Here is a 17098-nt window from a genome sequence, read left to right on the forward strand (position 1 = left end):
CTTGCTCATGTTGGCAGCCTCAGCGGTTCGCGTCGGAATGGGTCATGGCGGTGTAGAACAGCCAGGACACCAACAGGATGATCAGGAAATACACCAGGGAAAACGCCGCCGCCGGGCCCAGGTCGAATTGACCTACGGCCATCTGGGTCAGGGTCTGGCTCAGGAAGGTGGTGGCGTTCCCGGGCCCGCCGCCGGTGAGTACAAAAGGCTCGGTGTAGATCATGAAGCTGTCCATGAAACGCAACATCACCGCGATCAGCAGCACGCTTTTCATCTTCGGCAACTGAATATGTCGGAACACCGCCCAGGCGGACGCACGATCAATCCGCGCGGCCTGGTAGTACACGTCCGGAATCGCCCGGAGCCCCGAGTAACACAGGAGTGCCACCAGGGACGTCCAATGCCACACATCCATCACCAGCACAGTGACCCAAGCGTCCATGGTGTTGGCGGCATAGTTGTAGCTGATGCCCATGGCGTTGAGGGTTGAACCGAGCAAACCGATATCCGCACGGCCGAAGATCTGCCAGATGGTGCCCACCACGTTCCACGGAATCAGCAGCGGAATCGCCAGAATGATCAGCACCAGCGAGGACCAGCGGCCCTTGGTCGGCATGGTCAGGGCAATGGCGATACCCAGCGGAATTTCGATCAGCAGCACGCACGCCGAATAGATGAACTGGCGCAGCAAGGAGTCGTGCAGGCGCGGGTCGAGCAGCACCTGTTTGTACCAGTCGGCACCGACAAAGTAGCGGCTGGACTGGTCAAAAATGTCCTGCACCGAATAGTTGACCACCGTCATCATCGGGATCACCGCACTGAACGCCACCAGCAGGAACACCGGCAACACCAGCCACCAGGCCTTGTTGTTCTGCACCTTATTCATGGCAGCACCTCCAGCAGGTAATCGTCGGCATACACCATCAACCACTGCGCGGGAAAGCTGATTGAGGCGTTGCCTTCGGGCACCGGTTTGTCTTCGGCCAAGCGCACTTTCAACGGCGTACCGTCGAGGTTGAGGGTAACGATTTTGTAGGTGCCCAGGTCTTCCACATGGATGACGTCGGCCTGCAGGGCGTCGGGGTTGTACTCGTCCCACACGTGGATAAATTCCGGGCGGATGCCGACCTGCAGCTTTGTGTAGTTGGTCTCACGGAGACGTTGCTGCAAGGCCTCGGATAACGGCAGCAGCGTCCCGGCAAAACGTACCCCACCGGCCTCGGCCTGCACTTCGATCAGATTCATCCCAGGGCTGCCGATGAAATAGCCGACAAACGTGTGGCTGGGCCGCTCGAACAACTCACGCGGCGTGCCGAACTGCACGATTTGCCCGCCGTACATCACCGCGATCTTGTCGGCAAACGTCGAGGCTTCGAGCTGGTCGTGGGTCACGTAGACCATGGTGATATTGAACTGCTCGTGGATCTGCTTGAGCTTGCGCCGCAGTTTCCATTTGAGGTGTGGGTCGATCACCGTCAGCGGTTCATCGAACAGGATCGCCGACACGTCGTCGCGCACCAGGCCACGGCCCATGGAGACTTTTTGTTTTTCATCGGCGGTGAGGTTGCGCGCCTTTTTGCCCAGCAGGTTTTGCAGGTCGAGGACTTCGGCAATCTCCTGCACCTTACTGTGAACTTTCGCCTCGGCCATGCCCTGGTTACGCAAAGGGAACGCCAGGTTGTCGAACACCGTCATGGTGTCGTACACCACCGGGAACTGGAACACCTGGGCGATGTTGCGTTTTTCCGGGGTCAAGTCGTTGACCACGGCGTGATCGAACAGCACCTGGCCTTCCGAGGGGCTGAGCAGGCCCGAGATGATATTGAGCAGGGTCGACTTGCCGCAGCCCGACGGCCCGAGCAAGGCGTAGGCACCGCCCTGCTCCCAGACGTGGTTCATTTCCCGAATGGCGTAGTCCTCGGGGCCATTGGGCGCAGGGTTGTAGCTGTGCGCGAGGTTCTGCAAGTGGATCTCGGCCATCAGGCAACCCTCGACACGCGGCGCCCGGGGGCCTGGACCAAACGGCCCTGACCATCGAACACAAACAGTTTATGGGTGGGGATATACACGCGGATCGGTGCGTCAACGTCGTACTCGTGTACCCCTGGCAGGTGCAGCACCAGCAGGAAATGTTCGCTGCGCACATGCAGGAAGGTTTCCGAGCCGCTGATCTCGGCGACCTCCACAGTCACCGCCAGCTCCAGGTCGTCGTCATTGCTCGGCACCAGGCTGATGTGGCTGGGGCGCACGCCAAAGCGGAACTCGCCTTCGCCGATGGGGCGCAGGTCGACGTTCAGCGGGAAGTGCACGACATTGGCAAAGCTCACTTCATTGCCGCTGATACGCCCCGGCATCAGGTTGATCGGCGGCTCGGAAAACAGCTCGGCGGCCAGCACGGTCTGCGGCTGGTGATACACCTCGGCGGCCTTGCCGCTTTGGATCACCCGGCCTTCGTGGAGGATGGTGGTGGTGCCGCCCAAGGCCAGCGCCTCGTTGGGCTCGGTGGTGGCATAGATGGCGATGGTGTGGCGAGCCTTGAACAGTTCGCGCATTTCCTGACGCAGCTCTTCGCGCAGTTTGTAGTCCAGGTTCACCAGTGGCTCATCGAACAGGATCAACTCGGCATCTTTGACCAGTGCACGGGCCATGGCTGTGCGTTGCTGCTGGCCACCGGAGAGTTCCAGCGGGTGGCGCTGGAGGAATTTCTCGATGCGCAGCATCTTCGCGGTTTCGAGCACTTTGCTCTGGATCAGCTCGTGGGACACCCCGGCCTGGCGCAACGGCGAGGCGATGTTTTCGAACACGGTCATGGTCGGGTAATTGATGAACTGCTGGTACACCATCGACACGTTGCGCAAGCGCACCGGCTTGTGCGTGACATCCACGCCATTCATCAGGATGCGACCGCTGTCGGGCTTGTCCAGACCCGCCATCAAGCGCATCAGGCTGGTCTTGCCGGACAGCGTGCGGCCGAGCAATACGTTGAAGGAGCCGGCTTCGAAACGCAGGCTGGCGTCGTCGATCCAGGTTTGGCCTTCGACGACGCGGGAGACATGTTCCAGGGTCAATGACATGACACGCCCTTTTTATTATTGGAATGAATCTGCCCACTCGTCAGAGCGAATTCCATGCCATAAATGCCAGGTGCTTGATCCGTAACGAAATGGGCCCAATACGCTGCTCAGGCGTGAACACAACTGAACACCGAAGGCTGAACAACTGAACAGTCACGGGTTGACAATGAACAGTTCTGAACAACAATTGATGGGCGTCGCCGAGCTAAATGTGGGAGCCGGCTTGCTCGCGATAGCGGTGTGTCCGTTAACAGATTCAGTGGCTGAACCAGCGCCTTCGCGAGCAAGCCCGCTGCCACATTTTTGAACCTGCTGCTCCAGCTAGCGTTTGCAAGCCTCTATAACAATAAAAAGAAGGTCGCCCTCATGGCCGAACCCCAGGCTCACGACACCCTTATCCAGGATTCCTGGCGCCGTTGCCGCGCATTTGGCCTGGACCACCAGAGCGCACCGAGCTTCGACCAACTGCCTGCCGAAGGCATCAGCCAATTGCTGGAAAGCCAGCATTCCCTGGTGCAAACCACCCATCAGGAAGTGCTGCCCTACTACGAAAACATCCTGAGCAATTCCAACTGCCTGATCATGCTGGCCGACAACCAGGGCCAGGTCCTGACGTCGTGGGGCACCCAGCGGTTTATCGAGCCGAAACTGGCGCACGGTTTCAATGCCGGCGCCAGTTGGCGCGAGCGCTCCACCGGCACCAATGCCATCGGCACTGCGCTGGCCTGTGCCCAGGCGGTGCATATCGAGCACGACGAACACTTCCTTAAAGCCAACCGTTTCATGACCGGCTCGGCGGCGCCGATCTTCGATGCCCAGCGCGAAATCATTGCCGTGCTGGATGTGTCCAGCGACAGCTACCTGCCGCCCTCCCACACCCTGGGCATGGTCAAGATGATGAGCCAGACCGTGGAAAACCGGCTGATCCTCAACCTGTTTCGCGGCGAGCATTTTCAACTGACCTTCAACACCGGCCTGAACAACCTCGACAGCCAATGGGCCGGCCTGCTGATCTTTGATGAAAGCGGCCAAGTGCTGTCGGCCAACCGCCGTGCCGATAACTTGCTGGGCATCAGCTTGTCGCGGGTACTGATCGACAGTTTGTTCAAGGTGTCGTTGCTGGAACTGCTGAATCAGCCGGAGGGGCTGCCGTTCTCCCTGCAGGCGGCCGGACGCAATCGGTTCCAGTGTTTACTGAAGCGGCCAAGCAAAATGCCGGTGCAGGCGCGCGTCTTCAGTGCGCCCAAACCCAGCGCTCCCGCACCGGCGACGCCGGCCGCGATCAGTCTCAAGACCCTGCACTTTGGCGACATCCGCGTGGAAAAAGCCGTGCGCCAGGCCGAGCGATTACTGGAAAAGGACATTCCGCTGCTGATCCACGGCGAGACCGGCGTGGGCAAAGAGGTCTTTGTCAAAGCCCTGCACCAGGCCAGCTCACGCAGCCGGCAGGCGTTTATCGCCGTGAACTGTGCGGCGATTCCGGCTGAGCTGGTGGAATCGGAGCTGTTCGGCTACGAAAAAGGCGCCTTCACCGGCGCCAACCAGAAAGGCAGCATTGGCCTGATCCGCAAGGCCGATAAAGGCACCCTGTTTCTCGACGAAATTGGCGATATGCCACTGCCGACTCAGGCCCGTCTGCTGCGTGTATTGCAGGAGCGCTGCGTACAGCCGGTGGGCAGCAGCGAGCTGTTCCCGGTGGACTTGCGGATCATTTCCGCCACCAACCGCGCGCTGCGCGAGTGGGTGCAGGCCGGGCGCTTTCGTGAGGACTTGTTTTACCGCATCGGCGGCCTGACCCTGGAGTTGCCGCCGCTGCGCGAGCGCACCGACAAGCGGGCGCTGTTCCAGCAATTGTGGCAGCAACACCGCGAACCGACCCAGTGGGCCGGGCTGAGTACCGAGGTGCTGGCGTTATTCGAGCAACACCCGTGGCCGGGCAATTTGCGTCAGGTCAGCAGTGTGTTGCAGGTGGCGCTGGCAATGGCCGAGGAACAGCCGGTGCGCCCGGAGCATCTGCCGGATGATTTTTTTGTGGATCTGCAGCGGCCGACGCCATTGCCCACCCATGAGCGTTTGGATGACAGCACCGACCTGACGCAACGCCTGCAGGCAGCAGGCGGGAATATTTCCCACCTGGCGCGGGAGCTGGGGGTCAGCCGCACTACGTTGTACAAACGCCTGCGGCAGAACGAAGGCTGATCGGCAGCGCTCGCCTCGACGGTGCTTAACGCCAGCGCCATGACACGCCGGTGTAAATGCCCCGACCGTCGGCCGGCGTGGATCGCGCAACATCCATACCCTTGTCGTCGTAACCCGGCGTGACGGTGTTGGCATAGCGCCGGTTAGTGAGGTTGCGCAGGTCGACCCAGGCTTGCCAGTCCTGCTTCGGTGCGTCGTAGCCGAAGGTGGCGCCAAGTGTGGTGTAGGCCGCAGCAAAGTAGGAGTTGGCGTAGTCCACCGCCACGCGCGATGCATGCTCGGTGTTCAGGCTGGTGTAGAAACCGGTCGGATGGCTGTAGCGCAGTTGCGCCTGGTAGTAATGTTTGGGGATGCCCGGCAAGGTGTTGTCGCCGAAACGGTCATCGTCGCGGTAGTGGAAGTCGCTGAAGGTGTAGGCCTGGCGCAGGTCAAGCTGGCCATTACGGCCGCCGTCCCACAGCGGGCTGAGCAGGCCCAGCTCCACGCCTTGATGCACGGTGGGGCTGGCGTTGGACTCGGCGACAATCGCACTGCTGTTGGCGGTTTGGGCCTGGGTTTCGACCGTGAGCAATTCGTGGCGCACTTCGGAGCGGTACAGCGCCAGGTCCCACTGGCCGAACCACTGCTCGCCACGCCCGCCGATCTCCAGGGTGGTCGCGGTCTGATTGCGCAAACTCACGCCTTCGCGTTGCAAACCGGTGGCCGGGCCGCTGCCGGGGGCAAAGTATTTATTCGAACCCCAGATCATCGACCACGCGTGCGGCGGCTCGACTGAGCGGCTCAGGTTGCCGTACACCTGCAACTGTGGGGTGAAGTCATACCGCAGGCCAATGCGGGGTGCGTAATCCCAATCATGTTGACTGAGCGGCGCCTGGCCTTCGGGATAGGTGACCTGGGTTTCGCGGCGCGTGTAAATCGCGGCCAGGCCAGTGGTCAGCCACAGGTCCGGGACCAATTCCAGTTCGTTGCCGACATGCAGCACGCTGTCGGAGCCCAAATAGCTGTAGTCGCGAGTCTTGGTGCCGGGGGCATACGGCGCAGTGTTACCGGCTGGGGTACGCACGTATTCAGAGGCGCCGTTGTTCGGCATCGCCTGGGTGGTGCGCAGGCCAATCGTGGTGTTGCTGTCGTGGCCGAACAGACTGTCCTGGCGGAGGTACTTCAGGGTGCCGCTGACGTCGGTGTAGGCGACTTTCAGGCGGTTGGTGCCTTCGCGCAGGTCCATCGGGTAGTCGTGATAGGCCAGCCCGACTTCGACGCGCGACTGATCGTCCAACTGCAAGGTGGTCTTGTTGGCGATCCACGTCGAGCCGGGCTGCAGGCGTTTGGAGTCGCGGGCGGCATTCAGGCTGTTGGCGGCACTCGGGTCGTGACGGATCTGGTAGCGCGTCAGTTTGCCGGGTGAGTCGTTGCTGGTTTCGCGGTAACGAAAATAGAAACGCGTCTCCAGGTCCGGGTTGAAACGGTAACCGAAGTTCGCCGCGACGCCCTTGCCGCTGCCGGCGCTCTGGTGCTGGTAGCCGTCGGATTCGGCGTCGGTGAGGCTGATGTAGTAGTCAGCGTCCCCGAGCACCTGGCCGGAACTGATCTCGCGCTGGGCATAGCCGCGGCTGCCTGCTTCATAACGTACTTGCAGCGTGGGCGCGTCATAGCCGGTATGGGTGATGTAGTTGACCGAGCCGCCCAGGGCCAGCGCGCCCTGATCAAAGCCGTTGGCGCCGCGCAGCACCTCGACGCGGCTTTGCCACAGGGGGTCCTTGAGCTCGTAAGGTGTACCGCCCGGGCCGGTCAGCGGCAAACCGTCGAACATTTCATACAGCCCGGACGCATGGGCGCCGGGGCTGCGGTTCAATCCGGAACCGCGAATCGAGAGCTTCACGCCTTCATTGTTCGCCGCCTTGGCGTACACCCCAGGCTGGTACTTGAACACATCTTCGTTAGTACTCACCCGCCCCTGTTGCACGCGGCTCATGTCGATGTAGTTGGTGCCACCGGGCACGTTTTTTAGCTGCGCCTGGGCGACTTCACCCGCGCTGGCCTCGCTGCTGGTGACTTCGACGGGCGCCAGTTGCAGTGTTTCGGCGTGCGCCAGTGAACTGAGGGTCAAGGCGGCGAACAGGAGCGGAGGTTGGCGCAACAGCATGGTCAGGTCCTTGGAATTCGGGGGCGTGACAGGCTCGGGTTATGCCGGAGCCCATCAGGCGAACAGTGATGGGAAGCCAGGCACGCTCACCGGGTCACGCGTTATTAACGGACCAGACCCTTCCCACAACAACGTCGGACCGGGTTTGCTTTTTAGGCCCAACTCAGACGGCGGTGCGCGGTGTGACGTCCTACCCGCAACGCTTGGATCGAACGCAAAACGCCGCGAATAATCGGGGCGTTTCTTAGGGCGCGGGACCTGTCAGCGGATGCAGCACACCACGACACCCCCATAAACACAGGAACGAACATTCGCTTCAGGCCCCGGGGCTGGTTTCTGAAAGGTCCAGCGTCTGCATGAAGTCATCCGCCTCCGTCCCCGGCGGGAACCGGAACCCATACATCTCATCGCAGGCCAATATGCGCGCGAGGGTGTCGCGCAGCTGCACCTCGCTCGGCGCGTCACGCAGCAGTTTCTGTGCCGGCAGTAACAGCTCAGCGCGAACGCCCTGGGCGCTCGCGACGTCGATGACGGCAAAGAGGATAAATCGCAGGCGAACTTCGCGATCAGTTGACCCAAGCGTTTTTCGCTTACCCAAGGTAGGCACTCGTCGTTAAGAAAAGTCCGAGGCTATGGCCGACCCAGGGTGTGTTTCAAGCGAAGGGGACCAAGATAGGCCGTTTCCTACACGGGAAACGGAAACACCGCACTACCCGGTCCCGCAACGCGTCACTGCACCGGCAAGAAGTTCATCAGCAGCAAGCTCTGCGCGTAATTGAGCGCGACACGTCGGTAACGCTCATCGAGCATCTGGGCGAGCAGGTCCAGGCGCGCGACCACCTTGCCGAACTCAACGGCAAAACTGAGGTTGCTGCCCTCCTCCGATATTTCATTGGAAAACAGCAGCAACACACCATTGGCATCCTGACGCTGGCTGAGCAGCCAGGTGGCTTTCTCGATATTGCGCGCGGCGTTGCTGACAAATTGCGGGTTGATCGAATCGGTCATATAAAACTGCAAGCGACCGCCATGGGCCGTCACCAGCATGCTGCCGATTGCATAGATGAATGCCCCGACCCGGTCGCCGCGAAATTCCGGGCTCAATGAATAGCTTAAGGCTGCCAGGTCACGGCGATCCCCCAGCGCGGGCAGTGATTGACGGCTCTCGATGGCCTGACGGATGGCCCGCGCAGCACTGACCGCATCCGGGTAGCCGGACTGACGCCACTGGTTGGGGTTGCGCAGGTAGAGCTTGTTCATCAACAGATACAAGCTTTGCAGGTTGTCACGCATGCTCAGGGTTGCCATGCGATCGACACTGGTTTGAAAGAACTCGTCCGGTTTGCCATCGCTGAACTGCCTGGCGATGTCGCGCCCCTGTTGCTGGCTGCAACCGCTCAAACTGAATACAAACACCGCTGCCAACAGCAGCGGCCATCGCGTGATAAAAGCTATAAACGTTGGATCCATCGGCACCGGTTCTGGCTGCTGTCCACGCGCTGAATGAGCGTGGTCGTGACAGGGATAGATCAAGAGAATCAAAAAAAGTGCGACCAGCAGGCCTGGATCAGCAAAGGCCTACAGGCGCGGGGACCGTCATCAAGCGTGCAATCCTCTTGAATACTTGCCTGATCCTGCGAGTTATCGATGAGGGTATAGATAGCCCTTGCACCGTGGTCTAGAGTGCAACGATGGGCAATTTATAAGAAAAGCCACATCAACCGATGATCAGCAGGTGAACCATGCAATTACGTATCAACCAAAAAGCCTATGAGGTCGATGCCGACGCCGACACGCCATTGCTATGGGTGATCCGCGATGACCTGGGGATGACCGGCACCAAGTACGGCTGCGGCCTGGCGCAGTGCGGCGCCTGCTCGGTACTGGTGGACGGTAATGTCGTGCGCTCCTGCGTCACGCCGGTGGCCGCAGTGGTCGGCCGTGAAGTCACCACCATCGAGTCGATTGAAGCCGATGACGTGGGCAAGCGCGTGGTCGCGGCCTGGGTCGAACACCAAGTGGCGCAATGCGGTTACTGCCAGTCGGGACAGGTGATGGCCGCTACCGCGCTGCTCAAGCACACCCCCGCGCCCACGGACGCGCAGATCGAAGCCGCCATGATCAACCTGTGCCGCTGCGGCACCTACAACGCTATCCGCACGGCCGTGCACGAACTGGCCGCCCAACCTGCCAGGACGGAGAGCGCTTGATGACTACGCGCAACCCACCACTCGACGCGCCATTGGGCGAGCCGATCAATCTGTCCCGTCGGCGCTTTCTCGCCAGCACCGCCGTCGGTGCGCTGGTCATCGGCTTCGGCCTGCCGCTGGGTGCGTCCAGGGCTTATGCCGCAACGGGCGGCCCCGCAGAACGCGGGACCCAGGTGCCGGCATTTCTCGAGATTCGCCCGGACGGCAGCGTGCGCCTGCTCAGCCCCTTCATGGAAGGCGGGCAAGGCACCCACACCGCGATGGCGCAGATTGTCGGCGAAGAACTGGATGCCGACCCGGCCACCTTCGTGGTTGAAGCCGCACCGCCCGGGGAAGCCTATGTGGTGATGGAAAACGGCATGCGCATCACCGGTGGCAGCATGTCCATCCGCATGAGCTACCCAACCATGCGCCGCCTCGGCGCCCTCGCCCGCGCCATGTTGCTGCAGGCCGGCGCCGAGCAATTGGGCGTGCCCTTAGCCCAACTGACCACGCAGCCCGGCCGCGTCGTACACGCCGCTTCCGGCCGCTCGCTGGGTTACGGTGAGTTGGCCGGTCGGGCCCTGGACATGCCGGTGCCCGACCCGGCCACGATTACGCTGCGCGACCCGAGCCAGTTCCGCTGGATCGGCAAGCCGGTCAAACGCCTGGATGCCTACGACAAATCCACCGGCAAGGCCCAATACAGCATCGACCTTAAGGTCGACGGCATGCTCCACGCCGCCGTCCAGCATGCGCCACGCCTGGGCATGACCGTCGGCAGCCTGCGCAACCAGGCACAGGTCGAGGCCATGAAAGGCGTGCACTCGGTTCACCAACTGCCGGGCGCCGTGGCGGTCGTTGCCGAACGCTGGTGGCATGCCAAGCGGGCGGTGGAGGCGATCCAGGTGGAATGGCTGGAAGCGGCCGCCGGTTCGAGCGTGCGCGCGATGCCTGCGGACTTCTCCAGCGACAAGTACCGCGACTTCCTTGCCGCCCAACAGGGCCCGGCCCGTGACGACGAAAACGAGGGCGACGTGGCCGGCGCGCTGACCAACGCCAAGACCAAAATTGAAGCGACCTACCACAACCAGTACCTCAACCACGCCCAGCTGGAGCCGCCTTCGGCCCTGGCGCGCTTCAACCCCGATGGCTCGCTGGAAGTGTGGCTGCCCAACCAGGCGCCGGATATGTTCCGCGCCGACATGGCCAAGCGCACCGGGCTCTCCATCGAACAAATCACCCTGCACTCGCCGCTGCTGGGCGGCTTTTTTGGCCGGCATTTCCTGTACGACTCGGCCAACCCCTACCCGCAGGCCATCGCCTTGGCCAAGGCGGTAGGCCGCCCGATCAAACTGATCTGGAGCCGCGAAGAAGAGTTCCTGCGCGATGTGTTGCGCCCGGTCGCCGTGGTCAAGTTCCGCGCCGCGCTGGACGACAAAGGCTTGCCGGTGGCCATTGAGGCGGTGAGCGCTACCGAAGGCCCGTCCGAAGCCATCGCCGGCAAACAGGGCGAAAAACTCGACCCCACGGCGCTCGAAGGGTTGTCGGGCAAGTCCTACGCCATCCCCAACAAACGCATCGCGCAGATCTACGTCAAGGGCCCGGCCATGCTCGGCTACTGGCGTTCGGTGGGCAACTCGCTCAACGACTTTTTCTACGAAGCGTTCCTCGACGAACTGGCCGACAAAGGCGGCCACGACCCCTACGAACTGCGCCTGCACCTGCTGCGCGACAACAAGCGGCTGACCACCCTGCTGCAAGCGGCCGGCGAGTTGTCCGGTGGCTGGAAACGGGGCCCCTACACGGCCGAGGACGGCACCCGCCGGGCGCGCGGCGTGGCCATGGCCTCGCCATTCGGCTCGCACGCGGCGGTGATCGCCGAAGTGTCGATCGAAAGCGGCCAGGTCAAGGTGCACCATATCTGGGAAGCCATTGACCCGGGCAGCATCGTCAACCCGGCAATCGTCGAGGCGCAGGTCAATGGCGCCGTGGCGTTGGGCTTATCTCAAACGTTGCTGGAGGAAGCGGTGTACGTGGATGGCAAACCACGGGCGCGCAACTACGACCTTTATCCGATCCTGCCGCCCTCGCGCATGGCGCAAGTGCATGTTCGGATCGTCGAGAGTGGCGAAAAGATGGGCGGCATCGGTGAACCGCCGTTACCCGCAGTGGCGCCAGCCGTGGCCAATGCGGTGGCGCACCTGACCGGCCAGCGTATCCGCAGCTTGCCATTGAGCCGATACACCTTCAGCTAACCGACAGGGAATGCCCATGAACAACCGACGATTGGCTGCAACCGCAGGCTGGCTGGCGCTGGCCTGCGTGGTCGTGGCCGGGCTACTGGCGTGGTACGTCACCCGCCAGCCCGCCTCACCGCTGGAACAACCACACACCACCGGCTTCGACCCGGCCCTGGTCAGCCGTGGCGAGTACGTGGCGCGCCTCAGCGACTGCGTGGCCTGCCACAGCCTGCCGGGCAAGGCACCGTTCGCCGGCGGCCTGGAGATGGCCACCCCGCTGGGCGCCATTCACGCCACCAACATCACCCCGGACCGCGACACCGGCATCGGCGCCTACACCGCAGCCGACTTCGACCGCGCCGTGCGCCACGGGGTTGCGCCGGGTGGCCGACGGCTCTACCCAGCCATGCCCTACCCGTCTTATGCCAAGCTCAGCGATGACGACATGCGCGCGCTGTACGCGTTTTTCATGCAAGGCGTAGAACCGGCCAAGCAGCCCAACATCCCCAGCGACATTCCCTGGCCACTCAACCTGCGCTGGCCCATCGCCCTGTGGAACGGCGTGTTCGCCCCGAACGCCACCTACGCCGCCAAACCCGGCCAGGACGCGCTGTGGAACCGTGGCGCCTACATCGTCCAAGGCCCGGGCCACTGCGGCAGTTGCCACACGCCCCGCGGCCTGGCCTTCAACGAGAAGGCGCTGGACGAGAGCGGCGCGCCGTACCTCGCCGGCGCGTTGCTCGACGGTTGGTACGCGCCGAGCCTGCGCCAGGACCCCAACACCGGGTTGGGCCGTTGGAGCGAGCCTGAAATCGTGCAGTTCCTCAAGGTCGGGCGCAACAAGCATGCGGTGGTCTACGGCTCGATGACCGAAGCGTTCAACAACTCCACGCAGTTCATGGCCGATGAGGACCTGGCGGCGATCGCGCGTTACCTCAAGTCACTGCCTGGCGATCCGCAACGTGATGGCAGCGCCTGGCAGTACCAGGCCGTGGCCGCCGACGCGCGCCCGGACCTCCCCGGTGCGCACACCTACGCGACCCGCTGCGCGTCCTGCCATGGCCTCGACGGCAAGGGCCAACCCGAGTGGATGCCACCCTTGGCTGGCGCCACCTCGGCATTGGCTAAAGAGAGCGCCTCGGCGATCAACATCACCCTCAACGGTTCGCAACGCGTGGTAGCGGCTGGTGTACCGGACGCCTACCGCATGCCGGCCTTTCGTGAGCAACTGTCCGACCAGGAAATTGCCCAGGTGTTGAGCTACGTGCGCAGCACGTGGGGCAACCACGGTGGCGCGGTCGACGCACAAGCGGTCGGCAAGCTGCGTGGGCATACCGACCCGGCCAGCAGCAGTCCGATTATTCTGCACATGCGCTGAAAAAAGCGTTCAGCGCGCCGTCAGGTCAACCGAAAAACAACACCCATTCGGTTGCCTGGCGGTGAGCTCCACCCGCCACTGCTGGGTGCTGCAGATACGCTGCACCAACGACAGGCCAAGCCCCAACCCTTCTCCCCGGCTGTGCTCACCCCTGACAAACGGCTGGAACATCGCCTCGCGTTTGTGATCGGGAATGCCAATGCCGCTGTCCTCCACACGAAAACCGTGCTCGCTCAACGTCAGCCGAATAAAGCCGCTGTCGGTGTAGTGCCAGGCATTGCGCAGCAGGTTGCCCATGACCGACTGCAACAGCGTCAGGTTGTACTCCACGGGTGAGGTGTGTCCGCTTTCATAAATGAATTCAAGGCCTTTTTCGCGAATCATTCGCCCCCAGATCTCCACCAGGCCATCCGCCACGTCCTTCAACGTTGCCTGGGCGCCCTGGCCCTGGGCACCCGAGGCCCGTGCCAGCGTCAGGAAGGTGTCCACCAGTTGCCGCATCTCATCGGTGGCCCGCGCAATCCGGCCCACCTGGGCCACCGAACGTTGATCCAGCGAAGGGTCACCGAGCAACAATTCGCAGGAGCTGGCCAGCACCATCAGCGGTGTGCGCAGTTCGTGACTGACGTCACTGGTGAACAGCTTTTCCCGGCTCAACGCATCGCGCAGGCGCCCCAGGGTCTTGTCGAAGGACAGCGCCAACTCCCCCACTTCATCCACGGCGTAATCCGGATGCAGCGGCGGCGCTACATCCAGCAACTGGTCGCGATGACGCACTTGCCGCGCCAGGCGTACCACCGGCGCCATCACGCGGCGCGCCAACAAGCGGCCCAGCAGGACCGCCAACAGAATGCTCAGGATAAAACCCACCGCCACCGCGCCGAACAGCACCCGCTCGCGTTGCTTAAAGCTTTGCTGGTTGCGCATCAGCACGTATTGGCGCCCATCCACCACCTGCGACACCGCGTAGTAGGCCCGCCCCTGAAAGTCGACTTCCTGGAAACCCGGCGCCAGCCCGGCCAGCAACGGGTCAAGCGCCAGGTCACCCTGCTCGCCCTGGGCGAAAAACAATTCGCCTTTGCTTGGGCGATGGCTCCAGCTGGCCGTGTCATCCTGGCGCAACAGGCGGTTCAACCCGCTGCCGAGGTCGGCGCTGGTCAGTTTGTATTCGATCACATGCACGGTGGCGATAATGCCCGCGGCAAACACCCCCGCCACGAAGGCGCTCATCAGCGCAAACACAATCACGATCCGTTTCGTCAGGCTGTGCCTGAAATCCATTGCCATACGGGGTCCCACGGCTGCGTTCAACCTGAAATACCTGCTGAGTCGGGTACTGCCTTTCGACGCCGACGTTCGAACCAACCATAGACCACGGGCGTCGTGCAGAGCGTAAGCACCTGCGAAACCGCAAGCCCACCACTGTCGCCATACCCCGCCGTGGGTACAATTGAGAACCGGCGTTATACCCGAACGCCTACGGCAGCGCACTCAGCAACGCTGCCCGCGAGGTTATAAGCGTTGAAACAGCGACAGTGGCCGGGTGGAGAGGCGATTGAACAGGGTAGCCGACTCGCGATAAGGGCTGATTCGTCGAGCAATAACCCTAGGCTACCAGCCGTACAAGACGGTCCAGAGGACACAGCCAGCGATCCAGACCATCCCAAAATTAAACGGCCACAGCGCCCAACGCTTGAGAGACAGGGGGACGGACGCCAGCTCAGCCTCGGTCACATCCCCTCTTTTGATGTGCATGTTGGGCATTGCCAACATTTCAGAGATCACGAGCATGCGATAAAACCTATCGATGCGCTGATTTCTACCCCAAAATCGTTTGTTATCGCAGACCAGCTTGTTCTCGCTGAAGTAGCTTTCCAGCGCTTCGAGCTTCGTGTACTCAGCGTATAAAGTGAGCCCTGAGCCAACCAGCGCCCCTGTAGATAAAAAGATTGCGAGGACGAGTTGAAAATCCATGCTCAAGCGCCCTCTGGTTGAAAGATCAAATCACCCTCGATCTCTTCGATCTGTCCACCGAGAAACGCACCGAAAGCGCCAGCTGCATTGCCCGCGGCATAACCTCCCGCCGCGCCGCCGATCACTGCGCAGGCCAGCGCACCGTTTCCTTTAGCCGCGATGCCCAAAAACGTCATACAGCCGCGACGGGCGAATTTCGCCCCCATAGTCCCTCCCCAAGAAGCCCCCGCCACACCGCCTACCAACTTCCCCGACTCCACATACTTCGCCCGCCGACACTGCGCCTCCCGCCCCTGCACACACGCCTCCTTGATCTCCAACCCTGCAACGCCCACGTCCAGTCCCAAGCCCACATAGGTCCCCTTCCCCAACCACTTCGACATCTGCGCAATGTCCCGCGTCCGCTGCGCATACCCGGCGATCTCGCCCTTATGCAGATAGCTTTTGGTTGAAATCCCCAACACCTTCTTCAACGCCTGATTGCCCTGCAACCCGGTGCCAAATCGCGCCGCGCCTTGCAATTGGGCGTCCAGCAGGCCGAACAAAGCCTTGCGCTGGCGTAAAAACGCCTTACGATCCAAGCCACCGCTTTTAAGACGCTGATGCAGCCGCTCAATCTCCTCCAGCGTATGCGCCACTTCGTCCAGGTGCCGCGCCCACGCCGACGTCGCGCTGCCCACGCCCAACGAGCCATACCCCAGAAAGCTTTGCAGCAGGTCGTAGTTGTTGACCACTTGGGTTCCGGCGCCAGCGTCCAGCTCCCGACGAATCACCTCGGCCTGGCGCATCAACCAGGCCTCCTCCCTTGAACAGCTCACGCTGTAGGTATCGGGCACAACCACCAACTGCCCCGGTGTTACCAGCCCTGGGAGCAGGTGCCGGTTCAACACGTCGAAATGATCGGAATGCTGTTGGCTCGGGGCGCCGCCCATCAACCGGGATTTCAAGCTGCGGTAGTCCGTCGTACGGTCGTTGATATAGCCCTGCGCCATGCTCCACATCCCTGGATGCAATGAAGATGGCGTCGGAATATAAGCAAGCGAGTACGCCCTGGACACAAGCCCGGGAAGGCCGAGCAACATTTGGGAAGTTGCCTACATTGCAGGGAAGCAGTGCCTACAAAAAAGCCACTCACCACCACGGCTATAGGGCCTTGGGGTTCGGTGTAGAGCCCACGATGTGTGGATATCAATGGCAATCACAGGCAAGCCTGCTGCTCTATTTTAGGGGTGGGGTGAGTGGCATTTGGTCATGGTTTGTAAAGGGCCAGCAAGGCGTGTCTCTTTAAATTGCAGGACGTTTCCTAGACAATCCCTGCCGCCTTGTGCCTGTTGGAATCGATGACTAGTCTGCGGTCCGTCACTGCTCATCAGTGATCGGGTTTAGTCGCTCGGAGTTCAGAACAGGCGCATTGTCCCATGAAGTTTTATGGTGGCTGTGCGCAGGGCGCCTTCGGGCGCGCCGGGTTCCTGATCTGACCGGTCGACTAACCTGCGTACAGCCGCCACCCTCGTTTAGTCGCGCAGAGTGTCGGTTCCTTGATCAGACAGGTACTAAACAATGAAAAAAGTTGTCCCCGATCCACCCCGCCATTCCACCAAAGACCGCGCCGCCTTCAACCGCGCCATCGACCATTACCTGCCCACCCAAGGTGTTCAAATCGAAGACCTGAGCTTTGAAGACGCCCTGCTCTACACCGCCAGCGTGCTCGACAGCGCGTCTGTCACGGCGCTCAATTGCAGTGAACTGCTGACCAACCCCGAGCGGGCTAAGATGCTGGCGGTGTGGCATTTGCTGGAGCTTGCCAAGACCACCGTGGATCGCTCCATCGGGTGCCTGAACCGCGCGCCTCGTCCCGCCTAAACTGAGTTAAACCCTGTGGGCGCTGGCTTGCCTGC

At 61.9% G+C, this 17098-nt stretch carries 14 protein-coding genes; 5 read left to right on the top strand and 9 right to left on the bottom strand.

All coding sequences use genetic code 11. The features are described from left to right. Nucleotides 1-19 precede the first annotated feature (19 nt). From JFT85_RS05520 to JFT85_RS05530, 3 genes are read right to left on the bottom strand one after another with little or no spacing between them, the layout of a single operon-like run. Nucleotides 20-886, bottom strand: a complete 867-nt coding sequence (locus JFT85_RS05520; RefSeq protein ID WP_005789024.1) for a carbohydrate ABC transporter permease — start codon at nt 884-886, stop codon at nt 20-22. Next, complete coding sequence (locus JFT85_RS05525; RefSeq protein ID WP_053255545.1) at nt 883-1980, bottom strand: ABC transporter ATP-binding protein; 1098 nt, start codon at nt 1978-1980, stop codon at nt 883-885. The genes JFT85_RS05520 and JFT85_RS05525 overlap by 4 nt, the downstream gene beginning before the upstream one ends. Beyond that, on the bottom strand, nt 1980-3074 hold the full coding sequence (locus JFT85_RS05530) for an ABC transporter ATP-binding protein (protein ID WP_053255544.1): 1095 nt from the start codon (nt 3072-3074) through the stop codon (nt 1980-1982). The genes JFT85_RS05525 and JFT85_RS05530 overlap by 1 nt, the downstream gene beginning before the upstream one ends. A 366-nt stretch (nt 3075-3440) precedes the next feature. Between JFT85_RS05530 and JFT85_RS05535 the strand changes: the two genes are divergently transcribed. After that, nucleotides 3441-5273, top strand: a complete 1833-nt coding sequence (locus JFT85_RS05535) for a sigma-54-dependent Fis family transcriptional regulator (RefSeq protein ID WP_069552215.1) — start codon at nt 3441-3443, stop codon at nt 5271-5273. A gap of 25 nt (nt 5274-5298) precedes the next feature. Here the strand turns inward: JFT85_RS05535 and JFT85_RS05540 are convergent, their stop codons facing one another. The 3 genes from JFT85_RS05540 to JFT85_RS05550 form a co-directional block, all read right to left on the bottom strand. After that, on the bottom strand, nt 5299-7416 hold the full coding sequence (locus JFT85_RS05540) for a TonB-dependent receptor family protein (RefSeq protein ID WP_201229436.1): 2118 nt from the start codon (nt 7414-7416) through the stop codon (nt 5299-5301). A 316-nt stretch (nt 7417-7732) separates the two neighbouring features. Continuing rightward, a complete protein-coding gene (locus tag JFT85_RS05545) occupies nt 7733-8014 on the bottom strand; it encodes a hypothetical protein (RefSeq protein ID WP_053255541.1) in 282 nt (93 codons plus the stop codon). Nucleotides 8015-8145: 131 nt separating this feature from the next. Then, on the bottom strand, nt 8146-8886 hold the full coding sequence (locus JFT85_RS05550; RefSeq protein ID WP_053255540.1) for a hypothetical protein: 741 nt from the start codon (nt 8884-8886) through the stop codon (nt 8146-8148). A gap of 272 nt (nt 8887-9158) precedes the next feature. On the opposite strand from JFT85_RS05550, the gene JFT85_RS05555 reads away from it, so the two are divergent. The 3 genes from JFT85_RS05555 to JFT85_RS05565 are packed head-to-tail and all read left to right on the top strand — an operon-like array spanning nt 9159 to nt 13226. Beyond that, complete coding sequence (locus tag JFT85_RS05555) at nt 9159-9626, top strand: (2Fe-2S)-binding protein (protein ID WP_053255539.1); 468 nt, start codon at nt 9159-9161, stop codon at nt 9624-9626. Next, nucleotides 9626-11863, top strand: a complete 2238-nt coding sequence (locus JFT85_RS05560; protein WP_069552217.1) for a xanthine dehydrogenase family protein molybdopterin-binding subunit — start codon at nt 9626-9628, stop codon at nt 11861-11863. Before JFT85_RS05555 ends, JFT85_RS05560 begins: the two co-directional genes overlap by 1 nt. A 16-nt stretch (nt 11864-11879) precedes the next feature. Continuing rightward, a complete protein-coding gene (locus JFT85_RS05565) occupies nt 11880-13226 on the top strand; it encodes a c-type cytochrome (RefSeq protein ID WP_069552218.1) in 1347 nt (448 codons plus the stop codon). Nucleotides 13227-13235: 9 nt separating this feature from the next. Here JFT85_RS05565 and JFT85_RS05570 read toward each other — a convergent pair whose 3' ends face one another. The 3 genes from JFT85_RS05570 to JFT85_RS05580 all read right to left on the bottom strand — a co-directional run bounded on the left by JFT85_RS05570 (nt 13236) and on the right by JFT85_RS05580 (nt 16192). Next, nucleotides 13236-14507 carry a sensor histidine kinase gene (locus JFT85_RS05570; protein WP_078828037.1) on the bottom strand — a complete coding sequence of 424 codons (1272 nt, stop codon included), beginning with the start codon at nt 14505-14507 and terminating at the stop codon, nt 13236-13238. Between the two features lie 330 nt (nt 14508-14837). Next, nucleotides 14838-15200: a hypothetical protein gene (locus tag JFT85_RS05575; protein ID WP_201229438.1), complete on the bottom strand. Its 363-nt coding sequence runs from the start codon at nt 15198-15200 to the stop codon at nt 14838-14840. Between the two features lie 2 nt (nt 15201-15202). Beyond that, nucleotides 15203-16192: a hypothetical protein gene (locus tag JFT85_RS05580; protein ID WP_201229440.1), complete on the bottom strand. Its 990-nt coding sequence runs from the start codon at nt 16190-16192 to the stop codon at nt 15203-15205. A gap of 568 nt (nt 16193-16760) precedes the next feature. Between JFT85_RS05580 and JFT85_RS05585 the strand changes: the two genes are divergently transcribed. Then, on the top strand, nt 16761-17063 hold the full coding sequence (locus JFT85_RS05585) for a DUF6124 family protein (RefSeq protein ID WP_053255531.1): 303 nt from the start codon (nt 16761-16763) through the stop codon (nt 17061-17063). Nucleotides 17064-17098: the final 35 nt, after the last annotated feature.

This window comes from Pseudomonas sp. TH04 (assembly GCF_016651355.1).
Classification (GTDB): Bacteria; Pseudomonadota; Gammaproteobacteria; order Pseudomonadales; family Pseudomonadaceae; genus Aquipseudomonas; species Aquipseudomonas fluorescens.